This window comes from Nonomuraea phyllanthi (assembly GCF_006334985.2).
GTDB lineage: Bacteria > Actinomycetota > Actinomycetes > Streptosporangiales > Streptosporangiaceae > Nonomuraea > Nonomuraea phyllanthi.
Window position 1 is genome coordinate 509245 of record NZ_VDLX02000005.1, and the last position, 16909, is coordinate 526153.

Consider the following 16909-nt stretch of genomic DNA (forward strand, 5'->3'; position numbering starts at 1 on the left):
TAAGCGCGGCTATTCTGGCAAATTCTGGCACCGAACCGCCCCCCACCGGAGATGATGGCATGAAAGCAGCCAGCAGCGTCCCTGGAGGGGCGATCCCAGCGGTCGCCGTCGTCGACGCCGCCGGCCTGGTGATCGGCTGGACCGAGGCCGCCGAGGAGCTCACCGGCTACCCCGCCGCCGACATCCTCGGCCGCCCCATCAGTACGCTCCTCCCGTCCGACGACCCCGACCCCGACCCCGACCCCGACCACGGCCACGGCGACGGCGAACGGCGCGGCACGCACCTGCCCCGTACGGGATTGACGGAGGTGCGGCGGCGCGACGGCGAGGTGGCCATCGTGCGCGTCAAGGCCGCCGCGCTCACTCACGGCGACCACGCCGGCAGCCGGAAGGAGTCCTGGCTGGTGTCGGCGATCCCGGTCACCACCGGCCTGCCGACCGGCAACGGCGCCCTGCTGGAGTCGCTCATCAGCAGCTTCCCCGTCGCCATGGCCATCTGGGACAAGGACCTGCGCTGCGTCTGGCTGAACGAGGCGGCCGAGCAGCTCAGCGACGGCTACCCGTACTACCGGGTCGGCCGCTCCCTGACCGAGGTCATCGAGGGGATCGACACGGAAGCGGTGCAGGACGCGATGCGCAAGGTGCTCGCCGACGGCCGCCCTGTGATCGACCGTGAGGCCCGCTGGTTCCACCGGAGCCAGGAGCGCACGCTGTCCATCTCGCTGTTCCCTCTGGAGGGCGCGGACGGCCGGCCGCTGGGCGTGCGGTCGGTGGCCCTGGATTTCAGCAACAGCAAGGCGCGGGATCGCCTCGAGCTGCTGCGCGAGGCCAGCGTCCGGCTCGGCAGCACGCTGGACGTCATGACCACCGCCCAGGAGCTGGCCGAGCTGGCCATTCCAGTCCCCGCCGACTACGTGACCGTCGACCTGGCGGAGGCGATGCTGCCGGGCACGGAGCCGCTGCAGCGGCAGGCCGCGGCCGAGGCCGGGGTCCCCCTCTTCCGGCGGGGCGGCGTGGCCATGGTGCACGACGAGCTGCACGGTGACATGCCCGAGTCGCTCTGGAGGCGCGAGGAGGCCGTGTCCGTGCCGCCGGGATCCCCGTTCATGGAGGTCCTGCACTCGCGCCGGCCGCACTTCGAGCCCGTGCTGGACGCCTCGTCCAGCACCTGGCTGGATCTGGACCCCGACCGGGCGCGGATCATCCACGCCACCGGCATGCACTCGCTGATCGTCATTCCGTTGGAGGCGCGCGGCGACGTGCTCGGCGTCGCGGTGTTCGGGCGTACCTCCAACCCGGCGCCGTTCACCAGGGACGACCTGCTGCTGGCCGAGGAGCTGGTCACGCGGGCCGCGCTGAGCCTGGACAACGCGCGCCAGTACACGCGCGAGCGGCTGACCGCGCTCGCGCTGCAGCGCGACCTGCTGCCGCACGACCTGTGCGGCACGGGCACCGTCGAGGTGGCCTCGCGCTACCTGCCCTCCGACAGGCACGAGGGAGTGGGAGGCGACTGGTACGACGCCATCCACCTGCCCGGCGGCCGCATCGCCCTGGTCGTCGGCGACGTGACCGGGCACGGCATCAACGCCGCGGCCACCATGGGCCGGCTGCGTACCGCCATGCGCACCCTGGCGTACCTGGACCTGCCTCCGGACGAGCTGCTCACCCATCTCGACCACCTGATGGCGAGGGACGCCCGGGGCTTCGACGCCGCGGGCGCCACCTGCCTGTACGCGGTCTATGACCCGCGGACCGGCCGCTGCACCATGGCCGCGGCCGGGCATCCGCCGCCCGCGATCGTGACCCCGTCCGGCGACGTGACGTTCCCGTCGCTGCCCGCCGGCACGCCGATCGGCGTGGGGCTGGGCACCTTCCGGTCGCGCGACCTGCACCTGCCGGCCGGGACCCTGCTGGCCCTCTACACCGACGGCCTGATCGAGACGCGGCAGGCCGGCCTCGACGCGGGCATGGCCAGGCTCGGCGGCGCCCTCGCCCGCGCGGCACCGCGGGGGACGTCGCTCGAGCGCGTGTGCGCGTCCGTGATCGGCTCCCTCGTGGGCGACGCGCCCGCCGAGGATGACATCGCCCTGCTCATGGCCCGTGTCCGGGCCTGACCCCGGCGGCCGTCACCACGCCGCTCGGCCCGTCCCAAGGTCGCGTCACACACGCCCGTCTCGCCGTGGTGGTCGGTTCAGAGAGTCGCCGTCACGGGACGGCGGCCGCCGAGGTGGGCGGGAACCGAGGTGAGCGCCGCGACCACGAGCACGGTTGAAAGCACCAGGGCGACCAGCTGCCAGGGTGCGGGCAGCGTGGCCCTGTCGCTGTCGCCGCCGGTGATCGCGTTGATGGCGGCGAACAGCAGGAAACCTCCCGGGAAGACGCCCAGGACGGCGCCGAGGAGCGCGGGCAGCACCTGCGCGGCCGCCAGGGCGACGGTCACTTCCCGGGGAGTTGCGCCGAGGGCGCGGGCCAGCGCCGACGCATGCCGGTTGTCGAGCACCGTCGCCCACGTGATGACGGTGGCGTTGACCGCCGCCAGGGAGAGCAGGATGACCGTCCAGACGAGGAGCACGTGCCGCAGCACCGCCACCTGAGCTTCGGTGTACGCGCCGGTGTCCGGCTGGTCGCCGAGGAAGGTGTTGAGCACCAGCAGGACGTAGATGCCGCTGACCGTGACCGCGATGCTCGCCACGCCCAGCGCCGCCCGTCGCGGCCGGCGGGCGGCGACCCGCAGGGCGAGCAGCAGCGGGACGGGTAGTCGCGTCGAGAGAGCGATCAGCCAGCCGGTGCGGCGAGGCGGGCGTGCCGCGTCCGCCAGCGCGCTGACGGTGCTGGAGCGGGCGCCCCGCACGGCCGGAACGGCGGTCGCCACCACCGCGACGCCGAGTGCCACAGCGGTCACCAGACCGATCGTGGACCAGGTCAGCGCCGCCGTTCCCGCGCCGCCGACGAGGCCGGCGCTCGACTCGGTGAGCAGTGGAGCGGCCAGCGCTCCGATCGTCAGCCCGGCCGCGGCCGCGACGACGGCCACCAGGAGGTACTCCGCGAGGAGCACGGCGGCGACCAGGCCCGGTGTGCCGCCGACTGCCTTCAGCAGCCCGACACGCCTGGTCTGATCGGCCATCCGCCCGCCGACCAGCACCGAAAGGCTGGCCACGGCGAGCAGGCCGAGCAGCCACGCGCCGAGCAGCAGCAGGATCTGGGAGTCCCGGGCCAGGTCGGTGGCGTCGGCGAGAACGGTCTCCCAGGTCTGCATCGGCACGGGGCGACCGTGATCGCCGCGGTTCCGGTCGACGAATGCCTGGGCCTGGTCGGGGTCGGCCAGCTTCAGGTTCATCACGTAGGACAGCGCGCTTCGGCCCGGGGCGAGGCTCAGCAGGTCCGTCTGGGTGAGCCAGGCCAGCCCGGGCCTGTACAGCAATCCCGCCGGCAGGTTCCGGTCGTCGGGGACGGCGCCGTTGACGCAGCCGGCGGAGACGATGCAGGACGCTCCGGGATAGGGCGGCATGGCGGCGGTGACCGCGACGCCGGCGACCTTGTACGACCTGCCGTCCAGGGCGACCGCGTCACCGACGCCCACGTCGAGCGAGTCGGCGAAGGCCGCCTCGAGCACCACGCCGCCGTCACTGACCCAGCTGCCCTGCCTCACCGCGGGCTGATCGACCGCCGCGACAGCGGCGTCGCGCCCTATGACCTGCACATCCGACGTCCGGCCGGACGCCTCCAGCTTCGCCGCGATGACGGGGTACGGTCCGCTGTGCTCGGTGACGCCGGAGGCGGTGGCCAGTTTCCCGAGCTCCGCGAGGTCGCCGGCCCGGCCGACGTTGGCGATCACGTCAGGTCCCTTGGTCGCCGCCCGGGTGCTCCGGTACGGGTCGCCGGCCGCGTCGCGCAGGACGAGCCCGAGCGTCAGCGTCGTGGTGGCGGCCAGGATGGCGATCAGGAGAAGCGCGACCTCGGTGCGGCGCCGCCGGAGGTCGCGCAGGGCCAGGCGGATCACGAGGACGATGCGGCCCATGCCGATCAGTCCTCCAGCCCGGCGAGCGCGCCGAGTCGCCCGGTGGTGCCGCCGGTCAACCTGGCCTCGTCCACGAACGCGCCGTCGCGCATCGAGAGCTTCCGGTCCGCGGTGGCCGCGATCCGCGCGTCGTGGGTGACGATGACCAGCGTCTGCCCGGACTCGTGCAGGTCCTTGAAGAGCTGGAGGACGTCCACGGTGGCGGCGCTGTCCAGGTTGCCGGTCGGCTCGTCGGCGAGGACGACCAGCGGCTCGTTGCTCAGCGCCCGGGCGACCGCGACCCGCTGCCGCTGGCCGCCCGACAGTGCCGAGGGCAGGAACCGCGCCCGGCCGGCCAGCCCGAGCTGATCCAGCAGGGACTCCGCGCGCCGACGGGCGGCCCGCGGCGAGCGTCCGGCGAGCAGCGCCGCCAGCTCGACGTTCTCGACGGCGGTGAGCTCCTCCATCAGGTGGAACGACTGGAAGACGTAGCTGACCTCGGTACGCCGCATCCTGGCCAGCCCCTTCTCGCTGATGTTGTCGATGCGCCGGCCGTTCAGCGACACCTCGCCGGCCGAGGGCCGATCCAGCCCGCCGAGCAGGTGCAGCAGCGTGGACTTGCCGCAGCCGCTGGGCCCCATGATCGCCACCGTCTCTCCCGCGCTGACATCGAGATCGACGCCGTCGACGGCGCGCACCAGTCCTTCCCCTTTGCCGTGCTCCTTCCGCAGCCCGCGGGCGCTCAGTACGGGCGTGTGGGCGGTATTGCTCACGATTCACTCCTTGCGATGGGTCCAGTTCTGCTCACGGGCCTTCAGCCGGCGCGGGCCGCCTCAAGAGCGGCGGTCGGCCCCGGCCGCCGCGGCAGGTGGGTCACAGAAGCGCCAGCGCCTTGGCCACTCCCGGGTCACGCCCGGTGGCCAGGTCGAGGGCGGTCATGGGGGCGTAGTGGTCGACCGGCACGCCGATCGTGTCGATGACTTCGCGGGCGGGCCCGAGGTGCCGGACGCCGGGCAGGAACACGGCGCTCCCGTCGTCGAGGAGGTACGCCTTGCTGGGGCCGGAGATTGCGCCGGCGGTGCGGGTCCCGATGAGGGTGCCCAGGCCGTTGTCCTTGACCGCCGCGCTGAAGCCCTCGCAGGCCGAGGCGCACCCGCGGTCGGTGAGAACGATCAGGCGCGAGCCGAGCAGCGGGACGCTGTCGTCGGTCCGGTTGGGCACGCAGTCGCCTTTCAGCGGGCAGAAGTAGCTGGTGACCTTGCCGTGCGCGAATGCGCCGAGCAGCCGCATCACCTCGCGAGGCGACCCTCCGCCGTTGCCGCGCAGATCGAGGACCACGACCTCCGGCCTTCCGCGCAGCTTGGCGAGGACCTGGTCGGCGGCGCCCTCGTAGAATAGGGGCAGCTGGACGTAGGTGACGCCGTCGGCGAGCTTCTTCGACGTCACCGCCGGAGGCCGCCGCGTGATGGGGCCCTCCTTGAGCTTGACGGTGCGGGTCCGTCCCGTTGTGGGCCGCTTGAGGGTGAGCCGTACCGTGCCGGAGGCGAAGGCGTCGAGGATGCTCTGATTCACGGCGTCTCCGATGAACGCCGGCACGCCGTTGGCCTTGACGATGATGTCACCGGCCCTGATGCCGGCCTTGGCGGCGGGGCTGCCGGGCAGGACGCGGGTGATGAACATCGGTGGCTGGGCCGCGGGGTCGAGCCGGTGATCGCGGCGCGCAGGGCGGCGCGGTCGCCGGCGCCGAGGACTTTCGCGAAGGCGGCCCAGTCGGTGTCGCGGTTCCCGGTCAGGGCGGGCAACCTGAGGTCGGCCCGGTCCGCGCGGCGTCGCATCAGGTTCTGGGTGTAGGCGGCGAAGGCGCTCTTCAGCAGCGCCTTCGCATCCATCACAGGGCCGCTGTAGTAGTTGTCCAGCACGCAGAAGTACGCCTGCCGGAGCGTGTTCACCGATGTCGGCGGTGCCGGTTTCGGGGGTGGCCCCGTGTCGGCGGTGCAGCCCCCGCCAGGGGCGGCTGATGCGGAGGCCGTGGCCGACGCGGGTGCGGACATGGAACAGGCAGCCATCAGGACGGCCACGCAGAGGGCTCTGATCATGGCCGCCAGCGTGGCCTCGGGCGGGTTACATGGTCGTGAACGGATCCGTTAACGCCATTGAAACCCCGGTTCGAGTATGAAGGTCGGGTGCGCATTCTGGTGGCGGAAGACGAACGCGACCTGGCCGATCTCGTGGCGGTGGGGTTGCGCCGCCATGCGATGGCCGTCGACGTGGTGTACGACGGGGCGGCCGCGGTGGAGCGGTTGGCGGTGCACGACTACGACGTTCTCGTGCTGGATCGGGATCTGCCCGAGCTGCACGGCGACCTCGTGTGCCGTGAGCTGGTGGCGCGCGGGAGCCGTACGCGGATCCTGATGATGACGGCGGCGGCGTCGGTGCCGGAGCGAGTGGCGGGTCTGGGGATGGGGGCCGACGACTATCTGCCCAAACCGTTCGACTACGCCGAGCTGGTCGCGCGGGTGCAGGCGCTGGGACGGCGGAGCCGGTCGGCGGTGCCGCCGGTGCTGACGCGGCACGGGATCGTGCTCGACAGGCACCGGCTGCAGGCCTCGCGGGACGGGCGGCACCTGCATCTGTCACTCAAGGAGTTCGCCGTCCTGGAGGTGCTGATGAGGGCGGACGGCGCGGTCGTGAGCTCCGAACGGCTGCTCGAAGAGGCCTGGGACGAGAACGCCGATCCGTTCACCACGGTGGTGCGGGTGCTGGTCAGCCGCCTGCGGGCCAAGCTGGGCGACCCGCCGTGCATTCAGACCGTTCCCGGCGCGGGATATCTGCTGTGACGACGATCCGGGTACGGCTCACCCTGATCTACTCCGGGCTGTTCCTGCTGACCTCGATCGTGTTGCTGGTCACGGTCAACCTCCTGCTGCGCCAGGCGGTGAAGAGGCGGGTCGGCCAGTTGTCCGGGGGAGTGGCGCCGCCGCTGGACTCGCTGTCGGGCGGAAGGGCGACGCCGCCGCGGGCCGGGCCGGGTGATCAGCTGTCACAGCTGCCCGGTCTGGTGAACAACGTGATCGGCTACCAGTGGCAGGTGACCGTGCTGACGGTCGGGGGCCTGACACTGGTCTCGCTGGCCGTCGGATGGCTGCTCGCCGGGCGGATCCTGCGGCCCATCCACCGGATCACGGCCACCGCGCAGCGGCTGTCCCTGTCCACCCTGCACGAACGGATCGCGCTCGCCGGGCCGAAGGACGAGCTGAAGGAACTGGCCGACACCTTCGACGCGATGCTCGACCGGCTCGAACGCTCCGTCGAAGGGCAGCGGCGATTCATCGCGAACGCCTCCCACGAGCTGCGGACCCCGCTGGCCGTCCAGCGGGCGGCGATCGAGATCGGGCTACCCGAGGACGTCGGCGAGATCCGCGGCACGCTCCTGCGCCACAACCGCCGCGCGGAGAACCTCATCGACGCCCTGCTGGTGCTGGCCCGGGCGGAACACGGCCTCGACAGCAGGAGCCCGGTGGCCGTGGACCAGGTGGTACGGCGCGTCCTGGCGGAGAAGGACGCCGACGGCGTCACCGTGACGGGGCGGACAGAGCCGCTCGTCGTCGACGGGGACCCTGTCCTGCTGAACCGGCTCGTCACCAACCTCCTCGACAACGCGGTCCGCTACAACCATCGCGGCGGGACCGTCGAGGTGACGCTCTCCCATGGAGTGCTGACGGTCCGCAACACCGGCCCGCAGGTGCCCGACGAACGTCTCGGCGACCTCTTCAAGCCCTTCCGGCGGCTCCACACGACGTCCGGACAGGGTGCCGGGCTCGGCCTGTCGATCGTCGCAGCGATCGCGAAGGCCCACGGGGCCGACGTACGAGCGAACCCCAACCCGGGCGGCGGGCTGGAGCTCGCCGTCGTCTTCGCGGGATCGGAGGATGCGTCCCCCGCGGGAGGAACAGCGGAGTAATGCGCGTGGCACACAGGATGCCAGGAGCGCCGGTACGTCCGCCTGGGCGAGGAGAGCCAACCGCCGAGGCGGCTGCTGGATTCGCCGCCGTCAAGCCGCCTCGTCCGAGGAATCGGGGGTGGGAGCCAGGCGCACGCTGCCGGACTCGGCCCTCTCGTCGGGGAAGACCCACTTCCGGAGCGCCCAGAAGCGGAAGACCATGGCGATCAGCGTGCCGATGACCTGCGCGCTCATGAAGTCGGCGATCTCCTGGGTCACCAGGCTCACGTCCGGGGTCTCCAGGCGGAACACGTACCGGGAGATCCACAGCGGCGCGGAGCTGAGCACCAGACCGACGCCACTGACCAGGAAGAACAGCGCCGCCTCGTGACGGCGCTCGCGGCCGCCCCTGGTCCGGAACGACCATTCGCGGTTCAGCACGTAGGACACGATCGTCGCCACGAGCACCGCGATGATCTTCGCGGTCACCGGCTTCGGCTCCAAGATGGTCAGCTTCAGCCCGTAGAAGACCGAGTTGTCCACCAAGAAGGCTGTTCCACCCACCACCACGAACTTCAGCAGCTCACGGTGCTTCAGCACAAGGGCGTGCAGCGGTTCCGGCAAGCTTGCCAGTACTGCGTTTGCTATTCGGAGCACCCCCGATCTTCTCACCCTTGGAACATCCTGGAAGCAGGATTTACGGACCGGGAACGTGACCACTTCACGCACCGGAACGCCGACGCCTGCACGAGATCTCGACATCTCTTCCCCCGGAGCTGCATCCGCGTCTGGTTGGCTGAGCGCATGATCAACATGGACTCCCGGTCTCGTCCGGATCCCATCGCCTATCTCGACCAAGTCGCCGCGAGCACAGCCGGCCGGGACTACAAGCAGCAGGTGCTGGAACTGCTGGATCTGCACCCCGGGCAGACCGTGCTCGACATCGGTTGCGGACCGGGGACCGACCTGGCGGCGATGGCGACCGCTGTCGCGCCGGCCGGCCAGGTCATCGGGGTGGACCGCGATCCCGTGATGATCGCCGAGGCCCGTTCAGCCGGCCGTGAGCCGCGCGCTGGTTCGGTTCCTGATCGCACAGATCATCCGCAACGCGACCATCGGCCGCAGCCTGGCCCGGGTGTGCGGGGAGGCGGGACTCGTGGTGCGGTCCGTGGTAACGGCCGCGCCGGTGTTCCGCGACTTCACGACCGCCGATCACCTCTTCGGGCTGCGCCGCAACGTCGCCCGGGCCGTCGATGCCGGCTGTCTCAAGCCGGACGACGCCGAAGGATGGATCGACGACCTCGCCTCTCAGCCATTCCTGGCTTCGGCCTTGCTGTTCTTGGTGGTGGCCGAAAATTCCGGGGTGATGGGCCGGCCCGGGTTGCGAGGACAGCCGCCCAGCGGCGGCCGACGGCGAGGAGCAGGACTCCGGGTCTTTCGCTCGCTCGACCGCGACGACCTCACCGGAGCGACGGAGGCCGCTGGCGAGATGGAGGCACCAGGCCGCACCTCGCCGACGCCTCTACGGCAGATCGAAGGGGGCGGGAAAGTGGCCTTCCCAGATCCGGCGGGAGACCTCTTCGGGGTACGGCAGAGTCTCGGGCACGGTGTCCAGGACGCGGGTGAGCCGCTGGCCGGGCCGGTAGGCGGCCCAGTCCGGGTCGCCGGTGGTGATGAAGCGGACCCATGCGGCGTGGAGTTCGTGGGAGAGCGCGACGGCCTCGGGGGTGGGCTCGTCGCCGATGAGCTGCGCGGCGATGGGGCTGTCCAGCGTGCCGAACGCCAGGGGGACGTCGAGGCTGTGGCAGGCGCCCAGGGTGCCGCCGAGGGCGGGGGCGGTCCAGCGCAGTTCGAAGAGGTACGAGGTGCCGCCGGCCGCGGCGTTCGCCTCGGCCAGCTTCTGCGTCGGCATGCGGAAGAGGGCGTCGGAGTACACCGTCTCCACGAGCTCCTCCGGGCCGGCCTGCGGGAAGGCGGCACGGTAGGCCTGCGCGCCGTGCGGCTGCGGGGCGAGCAGGTGCAGGGCTGTGCTGGCGTCCTCCTCGGTGAGGGTGCCCCGCCGTCCGCTCATGACGCTGAACAGGCGGAACTCGTCGCGGGTGTGGCCGGCGAGCAGTTCGGTCCCGCTCGCGCGCGCACCGGTCAGCGCGGGCCAGGGCGTTTCGGGGAGGACCTCGCCGTCCACGACGGGGCACAGGGCGGTGCCGGTCTCCGTGATCCGTCCCCAGCTCTCCCGGTGTGCATGGAGGCCGAAGTTGAAGGAGGTGAGCTCCGCGGCCAGGTGCCACGGGTCGATGTCGCGCAGGGCCGCGGCGGTGGGCGCCGCCGCGCCGAGCCGCTCCGCGAATGCGGCGGTGATCTGCCGTGCCAGCGCGGGAGTGCTGTGCAGCCCCGGCACCGAGTGGGCGATGGCCCGCCGGAACAGGCCGCGCGCCGGCTTCATCGTCAGGAGAGCGGCGACCGACCCTGCCCCGGCGGACTGTCCGGCCACGGTGACCAGGTCGGGGTCGCCTCCGAAGGCGGCGATGTTCCGCTGCACCCACTCCAGCGCCGCGATCTGGTCGAGGAATCCGCGGTTGGGCGGCGCGTCGTCGAGGAACGCGAAACCTTCCACGCCCACGCGGCAGTTGATGGTCACCACGACGAGTCCCGCCTCGGCCAGCGCCGCCGGGTCGTACATCGGGTCGCTCGACGCCGCCGAGACGTAGCCGCCCACGGGGATCCACACCAGCACCGGTAGCCCTGCCGCGCCCGGGTCCGGAGTGCCGACGTTGAGCGTCAGCCAGTCGGTGCCCTGCGGGGGCACGTCGATCGGCAGGGACAGCGGCACCACGGGGCCGAACTCGACCGCCTGCCTCGTCCCCTCCCAGCGGTGCGGCGGCGCGGGCGCGGCGAAGCGGAGCGCTCCCACCGGGGGCTGGGCGTAGGGGATGCCGCGGAACACCGCGTGCCGCTGCCGCCGGCGCCCCTGCACCACGCCTTCCGTGGTGCGCACCCGTGGCTGTTCGGGCAGTTGTCCAGGCATGACGCTTCCTTCCGCGAGTGGACGAGCCTTATAGGTCAACTGTATTATGTCAGCTGTATGGGAAAGACTCCGGGGGTAGGAGGACGGGACGGCGATGCCGAAACAGGTGGATCACCGCCGACGCCGCGAGGCGATCGCCCGCGCGCTGTGGCGGGTGGTGGAGCAGCGCGGCGTCGCCCACCTGACGATGCGCGTGGTGGCGCAGGAGGCGGGCATCTCCCTCGGGCAGCTGCAGCACTATTTCGCCTCCCGGGCCGCCATGCTCTCCTTCGCCATGGATTTCGCGTCCGAGCAGACCTCGCTACGCGTCGACCAGGGGCTCGAGAAGCTCGGCGACCGCCCGCACCCCCGTGACGTGCTGCGACTGACGCTCGCGGAAATGCTCCCCCTGCACGCCGACGCCCGCGCGACCAGCCGGATGAGCGCCGCCTACGTCCTGGAGGCCCTGCACGACGAGGCCGTCCACGAGCAGGCGCGCCGCGGCCTGGTCCAGGGCCGGGCCCTCGTCGAGCAGCTGGTCCGCCAGGCGGTCGCCGACGGCCACATCGGCTCCGACCGCGACCCGGCGACCGAGACCAACCTGCTCCTGGCCCTCACCGGCTTCACCCCTCTGATCGAACTGGACGTGATCGAACCCCGGGACGCGCTCGCGGCGATCGATCTGCATCTGGACAGGCTGTTCAGCAAGATTGATCGGAGTGCGTGACCACGGCCGGCGGCCCGATCGCCTACGTGACCGTGGCCGCGCATCAACCAGCATCGAGACGAGCCATCCCGCGAACGGCAGCGGCGACAGTGACGGGCTTCAGGCTCGCACCGGCGCCTCTCTGCCCTGGCCTGCGGCCTCCACGCCAGCCGGCACAGCACCAGGCGGCCGAACGACCCGGTTCACGCCGAGATCAACAGCACCCCGAAAGGGGCGTCTGACAGGTCGACGGTCAGCTATGGCGGACACGGCTTCGTGCAGCCCTACGTGATCGCGGCCAGGTCCAGGACGTACATCTCGTTCTTGATCGGGTAGGTCATCAGCCGGTCGAGGCCGCCGTCGGGGATCCCCATGGCTCCCTTCGCATCCGGCCGTATGCCGAGATCGGCGGACCTGCCGGTGTCGGCGTCGTAAAGCGTCAGGACGGCCTGGTTTCCCGATCCCCACAACGTGACCTTGAAGAAGCGCTCCAGCCCGGCGTCGTCGCCTGGCTGGAAGGTGCTGGGCAGCTCGCGTTCGTGGGAGCCGTCGCGGTCGCGGACGAACCTACGCAGGATGGTCTGGCTCTGCACCGTGTCCGGGCACTTGCGGGTGCCGCACTTGATCTCCTTGCCGGAGCGGTCGCGGGGCGGTTCGACCTTGACGGTCTTGTACCGCACGGCCACGCCCGCGCACCGCTCGACGCCGCACCGGACCTCCTCGTCCGGCTTGACCACGGCGTCGCGCCGCTCACCGGTCTCGACGTTGAGCAGCTCGCTGAAGATCGCTTTTCCGTGATGGACGCCCACCCATGGCCACTGCAGGATGTGGTGCCGCTCGGCGCCCTTCACCGGTTGCGGCGAACCCCCGCTCAGGGGGACCCGGTAAACCCCGCCCTTCTCGTACGCGAAGACGACGTCCGAGCCCGCCACCGTCAGCCCGTTGATGTGCCCCTGCTTCATGACGTTTCCGAGGGGGACGTCGGTCACCACCCGAGGCCGGCCGCCGGCGGCCGGCACCGTCCAGATCCGGGCGACCCGCGGGCTGCCCGCCTCCTTGTAGGACGCCCACCAGACGATGCTGCCGCCACCGGCGGCGACGCCGTCGGCGAAGATCGCCGATCCCTTCGTCGGGGGGATCTCGGCGATCCGCCTGGGCCGGCCGGTGCCCAGGTCGTAGCTCCACAGGAACTGACGCGTCCCGTCTCTGACGCCCGTCATGACCAGCAGCGTGTGATCGTCGAGGAGCAGCTGCGGGTAGTACGCGCGGCCGTCGGGCAGCTTGGCCGGAATCTTGTGCAGGGCCTGCGGCCACACCTTCTCGATGGGTGGCGGGATCTTGTCCGCCGTCGGCACGGCCTCGCCGGTCGCGCTCACCGCGGGGTGCGGCTCGGCCGCCGCGCCCAGAGCGCTCACGGCCGCACCCACTCCGCCTGCCACCAGGACCACGGCGGCGGCCGCGCGCACGGCGGCGGTCCTGGCCCGCCGCCGGCGATGGCGCGTCTTCACCGTCGCGAGCAGCCCGGCCGGCGCCTGCGGCGCACGTTGCGCCGCCCCGGAGAGGACGCCGCTCAGCTTGTCTTCCAGATCGGTCACTGCATGCTCCTGAGGGTCGCCGGCGAGGAGAAGAGGGAGGAACGCAGCTTGTCCAGGCCCCGGGAGGCCTGGCTGCGCACGGTTCCGGCAGAGATGCCGAGCACCTTGGCGATTTCGGCGTCGCTGAGCTGTTCGTAGTAGCGCAGTACCAGCACGGCCCGCTGTCTGCGGGGCAGCGCGGACAGCTCTTCCCAGAGACCCTGTTCCTCGTCGGGAGGGAAGACTTCGTGGTGACCCCGCTCCGGCGGCTCTTCGGTGAGATGTTCACGCCTGTGCCGCCGCCAGACGCTGATGTGCAACCGCGCCATCGTGGTTCGGACGTAGCTGTGCGGGCTGTCCTTGCGTCTCACTCTCGGCCAGGCGCCGCACAGCCGTACCAGAGCTTCCTGCACCAGGTCGGCGGCGTCATGAGGATTTCCGGTCAGGACGTATCCGTAGCGGAGCAGCGCGTCCGTCTGCTCTGCCACGAAGTCGTCGAAGCCGGGCTCGTCATCCACTTGTAGTCCCTTCGGTAGTCACGTTCCAGACGGCCGAAGGGGCGAAGATGTTGCATCGCCCGGCGAATGTCTTCTCGGGATCTTGGGGACTGCCCGGCGATGGCCATGACCGCAACCGGTCGCGAGCGCCTTTCATGCCCTGGGGAGCGGCCCGAAGGTCTGGTCCTGCCAGAGACGGCATGAGGTCTCCTGCGGGTAGGCCGTGACCGACGGGCCGGTGTCGAAGACCCGGGTCAGGCGCTCCCGAGGGTCGTAGGCGGGCCAGCCTGGATCACCGGAGGTGGCGAAGGCGGTACTCGTGGCGATTGTGCCCGATGATCAGGTCCACGTCGCGGCCCGCGCCGCCCGCCAGCGCCTGCCACGGCGCCTCCGGCAGCACCTCGCCGTCCACGACGGGGGAGAAGGTGGTGAGCGTGTACGCGAACGAGCCCCAGCTCTCCGCGTACTGGCGCATCCTGGCCTCCAGCGCGTTGCCCGCCGGAACAGCCCCTTCGCGCTCGGCATGACCATCTGCGCGGCGATCGAGCCGGCACCGGCCGAGTCGCCGAGGATGGTCACCCGATCGGGATCGCCGCCGAACGCTTTTCGCGGTCTTCTCCTGCTCGACGGGGTTGTTGCCGGCGATCACGCCGCCGTTACCGAAGCCGACCCACTGGGAGAACCGGTTGAACGACTCGACCTTGGTCGCCGGAGCTGCTTCGCCATGCATCGCGCCGCCGGCGGCCGATGACCACGACTCGGCGCCCGCGGCTCCGGCGTAGATGTCGCCGGAGACGCCGCGCCCGTCTCGACATCGCCGAGATCGAACTCGGCGACGAACCAGCCGCCTACGACCCCCGCCTGGACCTCGACTTCAATCCGCTGCGCGGCGACGAGCCAGCGCCAGAAGGTTTTTCGCGGGCCGCGTGAACCCGCGTGTCCACGAGTCGGGGGCCGTTACATCACCGCCACCCTGGTTGGGCGTCATCTTCAGGTCTCCGTGGGCTCCTGATCGACGTGTTCTTGCTCCTGCGCCCAGATGGCCGCCCATTCGTCGAGCGGACGGAGGGCGTGACCGAGTTCTGTGCCCAGCCGAGTGAGCTCGTAGCCATCGGCCGAAGGGGCGATGATCCCGCTCGATGCCAGTTCGCGGAGCCGCTGGTAGAGGACGCTGGAGGACATGCCTTCGCATCGTGCCAGCAGCGCGCGGGCGCCGAGCGGGCCCGAGCGGAGCTCCCAGAGAATGCGCAGCGCCCACCGGCGGCCGAACAGGTCCATCGCGGCCATGATCGGACGGCCGGTCGTCGATCCACGAACCGGTGTTCCTGGGCGCGGCGTTGGCATACGCCTCCTTGCGTTTCGTTATCCGAAACACTAACATCCATCGGGCGTTTCTAATTTCGAAACGATCTCGACGGAAGAGCCGTGCTCCGCCGCCGGGATCGATCGATCTGAGCGTCAATTCGAAGTCCGGACGTGTCCGGCCCAACACAGGAGGTTTCCATGGCCAAGGGCTACTGGGTCAGTGTCTACCCCGCCATTTCCGACCCTGAGAGTCTGACTGCCTACGACAAGCTGGCCGGTCCGGCTGTCCAGGCTGGGGGCGGGCGCACCCTGTCCCTCCTCCCGTCCCGTGGCGGTCGAATCGTCGCCCACGAGGCCGGAAACACGCAACGCGTCGTTCTGATCGAGTTCGACAGCTTCGAGCAGGCCGTCGCGGCATACGAGAGCGAGGCATACCAGAAGGCGCTGGTGGCCCTCCCCGACGGCGTCGAGCGCGACTTCCGCATCATCGAAGGCATCGACTGACCGGCGGGCCCAGCCATCGCCGAGCGTTCGTCATCTGATACGCACACGGTGCTGAACGACGGCTCACGAGACGAGGCCCGGGCCGACTGGGATCACGAACGCAGACAACCGACGCGCCCGACCAGCGACCTCCGCCTGCCACACCCGCCGCTTCACCCTGGTGCCCCGCCTGAAGAAGGCGCTGAGGGTGCCGACCCCGGCCGACTGCAGGCCGGGGCAGCCGTTGCGGCCGGGCACCCCACCGCCTGCGCCGATCGACTCGGACCTGCCGAGCGCGGACATCCGCGTCGGCTACGCCCGCTGCTCGACGCTCGGGCAGGAACTCGACTCCCAGCTCGACGCGCTCAGCAAGCACCGCATTTCGAGGGACAAGATCTTCAACGAGAAGATCAGCACCCGCGTCCGCGTACGCCCCGAGTTCGAGGAGGCGCTGCGGACCGTGCGGGAGGTCAAGGTCCGCGCCCCGCACTGCCGGGTCATCTTCACCGTGTACGAGATGAAGCGGCTCGGCCGCGACGCCGCCGAACTCACCGCGCTCGCCGACCATCTCACCGCCCACGGCCTCGTCCTGGAGATGCTCGCCGGGCCCGCTGACCGGCATCTACGACCCCACCGGGCCCGGCAAGCCGCCGTCCGCGTTGTTCGCCGCGATGGCCGAGACCGAGCGGAAGAACATCCGCGAGTCCACGCTCGAAGGAATCGACACCGCGGCCCGTAAGGGCAAGCACGGCGGCGCCGGCTCCCGGTCATCACCGACGACATGCTGCACACCGTGCTGCGCCGCCGCGCTGGCGGCGAGTCCGTCGAGCAGATCCAGCCCGACCTGATCGTCCCTACCGGCAAGCGCCAGGGGCAGAACCCCTCGGTGGCGAGCATCCACCGGGCGCTCGCCGAGCACGCCAAGCGCGAGGCATACCCCGAAGCGTGGGGTTGTTGCCGGCGGTGGAGGGGGAGACGGTCCGCTGCTGGTTGGTCTTGGTGCCGTCGCCGCAGCCCCATTGCTGGAGCTGGGTGCCTCAGGTGGTGGGGGAGCCGGGGACGTCGATGCAGCGGCCGCTGTTGCCGTTGGCGGTTGTAGACGCTGCCCTGAGCCACGGCCTTCCACCGCATGTGGGTGGCCGTGGCGTCGCAGGCGATCCGGATGAGTTGGAAATCTACAATGTAAAGGCGGTTGGCTGGATCAAGTCAACCCGATCGAAAAACGAAACGGGCTTCGCCCGTCTTCATCCACCGCCTCAGGCACTCGGAGGCGTGACGTCACCGCGCCGTCACCGTCGAGCAGCCATTGCGATCCCACGGCCAAATCGGCAATGCCTCGCTTGGCGCACCCTGATCGACGGGCGCTGTAGAGCGGCGGCCGGGGGAGGCTCGGATCCAATGTC

The 16909-nt window shown here is 70.9% G+C and carries 16 protein-coding genes; 7 read left to right on the forward strand and 9 right to left on the reverse strand.

The window, feature by feature from the left end; translation table 11 throughout:
* The first annotated feature begins 59 nt into the window (after positions 1-59).
* Positions 60-2114, forward strand: a complete 2055-nt coding sequence (locus FH608_RS16680; protein ID WP_139631394.1) for a SpoIIE family protein phosphatase — start codon at positions 60-62, stop codon at positions 2112-2114.
* Positions 2115-2191: 77 nt separating this feature from the next.
* Here FH608_RS16680 and FH608_RS16685 read toward each other — a convergent pair whose 3' ends face one another.
* The 3 genes from FH608_RS16685 to FH608_RS16695 all read right to left on the reverse strand — a co-directional run bounded on the left by FH608_RS16685 (position 2192) and on the right by FH608_RS16695 (position 6079).
* Positions 2192-4018, reverse strand: a complete 1827-nt coding sequence (locus tag FH608_RS16685) for an FtsX-like permease family protein (protein ID WP_139631395.1) — start codon at positions 4016-4018, stop codon at positions 2192-2194.
* A gap of 5 nt (positions 4019-4023) precedes the next feature.
* Entirely contained in the window at positions 4024-4770 is a 747-nt protein-coding gene (locus tag FH608_RS16690) for an ABC transporter ATP-binding protein (RefSeq protein WP_226899593.1), read from the reverse strand.
* Between the two features lie 100 nt (positions 4771-4870).
* Positions 4871-6079 (reverse strand): S41 family peptidase, encoded by a 1209-nt coding sequence (locus FH608_RS16695; protein ID WP_317135566.1) that lies wholly within the window; start codon positions 6077-6079, stop codon positions 4871-4873.
* 101 nt (positions 6080-6180) lie between these two features.
* On the opposite strand from FH608_RS16695, the gene FH608_RS16700 reads away from it, so the two are divergent.
* Together FH608_RS16700 and FH608_RS16705 are read left to right on the forward strand one after the other, a co-directional pair.
* On the forward strand, positions 6181-6834 hold the full coding sequence (locus tag FH608_RS16700; protein WP_139631398.1) for a response regulator transcription factor: 654 nt from the start codon (positions 6181-6183) through the stop codon (positions 6832-6834).
* Positions 6831-7958, forward strand: coding sequence for a sensor histidine kinase (locus tag FH608_RS16705; protein ID WP_139631399.1), 1128 nt, complete (start codon positions 6831-6833; stop codon positions 7956-7958). The genes FH608_RS16700 and FH608_RS16705 overlap by 4 nt, the downstream gene beginning before the upstream one ends.
* Positions 7959-8048: 90 nt before the next feature.
* Here FH608_RS16705 and FH608_RS16710 read toward each other — a convergent pair whose 3' ends face one another.
* Complete coding sequence (locus FH608_RS16710; RefSeq protein ID WP_226899594.1) at positions 8049-8561, reverse strand: GtrA family protein; 513 nt, start codon at positions 8559-8561, stop codon at positions 8049-8051.
* Between the two features lie 189 nt (positions 8562-8750).
* Between FH608_RS16710 and FH608_RS54385 the strand changes: the two genes are divergently transcribed.
* Positions 8751-9563: a methyltransferase domain-containing protein gene (locus tag FH608_RS54385; protein ID WP_226899627.1), complete on the forward strand. Its 813-nt coding sequence runs from the start codon at positions 8751-8753 to the stop codon at positions 9561-9563.
* Here the strand turns inward: FH608_RS54385 and FH608_RS16720 are convergent.
* Entirely contained in the window at positions 9460-10962 is a 1503-nt protein-coding gene (locus FH608_RS16720) for a carboxylesterase/lipase family protein (protein ID WP_226899595.1), read from the reverse strand. The genes FH608_RS54385 and FH608_RS16720 overlap by 104 nt on opposite strands.
* 94 nt (positions 10963-11056) lie before the next feature.
* On the opposite strand from FH608_RS16720, the gene FH608_RS16725 reads away from it, so the two are divergent.
* Entirely contained in the window at positions 11057-11668 is a 612-nt protein-coding gene (locus FH608_RS16725; protein ID WP_139631400.1) for a TetR/AcrR family transcriptional regulator, read from the forward strand.
* A gap of 263 nt (positions 11669-11931) precedes the next feature.
* Here the strand turns inward: FH608_RS16725 and FH608_RS16730 are convergent, their stop codons facing one another.
* The 4 genes from FH608_RS16730 to FH608_RS16745 all read right to left on the reverse strand — a co-directional run bounded on the left by FH608_RS16730 (position 11932) and on the right by FH608_RS16745 (position 14996).
* Entirely contained in the window at positions 11932-13242 is a 1311-nt protein-coding gene (locus FH608_RS16730; protein ID WP_139631401.1) for a TolB family protein, read from the reverse strand.
* Complete coding sequence (locus FH608_RS16735; protein WP_139631402.1) at positions 13239-13739, reverse strand: SigE family RNA polymerase sigma factor; 501 nt, start codon at positions 13737-13739, stop codon at positions 13239-13241. The genes FH608_RS16730 and FH608_RS16735 overlap by 4 nt, the downstream gene beginning before the upstream one ends.
* A gap of 271 nt (positions 13740-14010) precedes the next feature.
* Entirely contained in the window at positions 14011-14448 is a 438-nt protein-coding gene (locus FH608_RS54725; protein ID WP_449867010.1) for a hypothetical protein, read from the reverse strand.
* A gap of 260 nt (positions 14449-14708) precedes the next feature.
* On the reverse strand, positions 14709-14996 hold the full coding sequence (locus FH608_RS16745; protein ID WP_226899597.1) for a winged helix-turn-helix transcriptional regulator: 288 nt from the start codon (positions 14994-14996) through the stop codon (positions 14709-14711).
* A gap of 225 nt (positions 14997-15221) precedes the next feature.
* Between FH608_RS16745 and FH608_RS16750 the strand changes: the two genes are divergently transcribed.
* The gene (locus FH608_RS16750) at positions 15222-15527 is read left to right on the forward strand and encodes a DUF1330 domain-containing protein (RefSeq protein WP_139631405.1); all 306 of its coding nucleotides are present in this window, start codon (positions 15222-15224) and stop codon (positions 15525-15527) included.
* A 160-nt stretch (positions 15528-15687) separates the two neighbouring features.
* Positions 15688-16245 (forward strand): recombinase family protein, encoded by a 558-nt coding sequence (locus tag FH608_RS16755; protein WP_226899598.1) that lies wholly within the window; start codon positions 15688-15690, stop codon positions 16243-16245.
* Positions 16246-16909 lie beyond the last annotated feature (664 nt).

Coding starts and splice junctions, on each gene's coding strand:
- FH608_RS16680 (WP_139631394.1), top strand. CDS start 60: ATGAAAGCAGCCAGCAGCGTCCCTGGAGGGGCGATCCCAGCGGTCGCC.
- FH608_RS16685 (WP_139631395.1), bottom strand. CDS start 4,018: ATGGGCCGCATCGTCCTCGTGATCCGCCTGGCCCTGCGCGACCTCCGG.
- FH608_RS54385 (WP_226899627.1), top strand. CDS start 8,751: ATGGACTCCCGGTCTCGTCCGGATCCCATCGCCTATCTCGACCAAGTC.
- FH608_RS16720 (WP_226899595.1), bottom strand. CDS start 10,962: ATGCCTGGACAACTGCCCGAACAGCCACGGGTGCGCACCACGGAAGGC.
- FH608_RS16725 (WP_139631400.1), top strand. CDS start 11,057: ATGCCGAAACAGGTGGATCACCGCCGACGCCGCGAGGCGATCGCCCGC.
- FH608_RS54725 (WP_449867010.1), bottom strand. CDS start 14,448: ATGCATGGCGAAGCAGCTCCGGCGACCAAGGTCGAGTCGTTCAACCGG.
- FH608_RS16745 (WP_226899597.1), bottom strand. CDS start 14,996: ATGGACCTGTTCGGCCGCCGGTGGGCGCTGCGCATTCTCTGGGAGCTC.
- FH608_RS16750 (WP_139631405.1), top strand. CDS start 15,222: ATGGCCAAGGGCTACTGGGTCAGTGTCTACCCCGCCATTTCCGACCCT.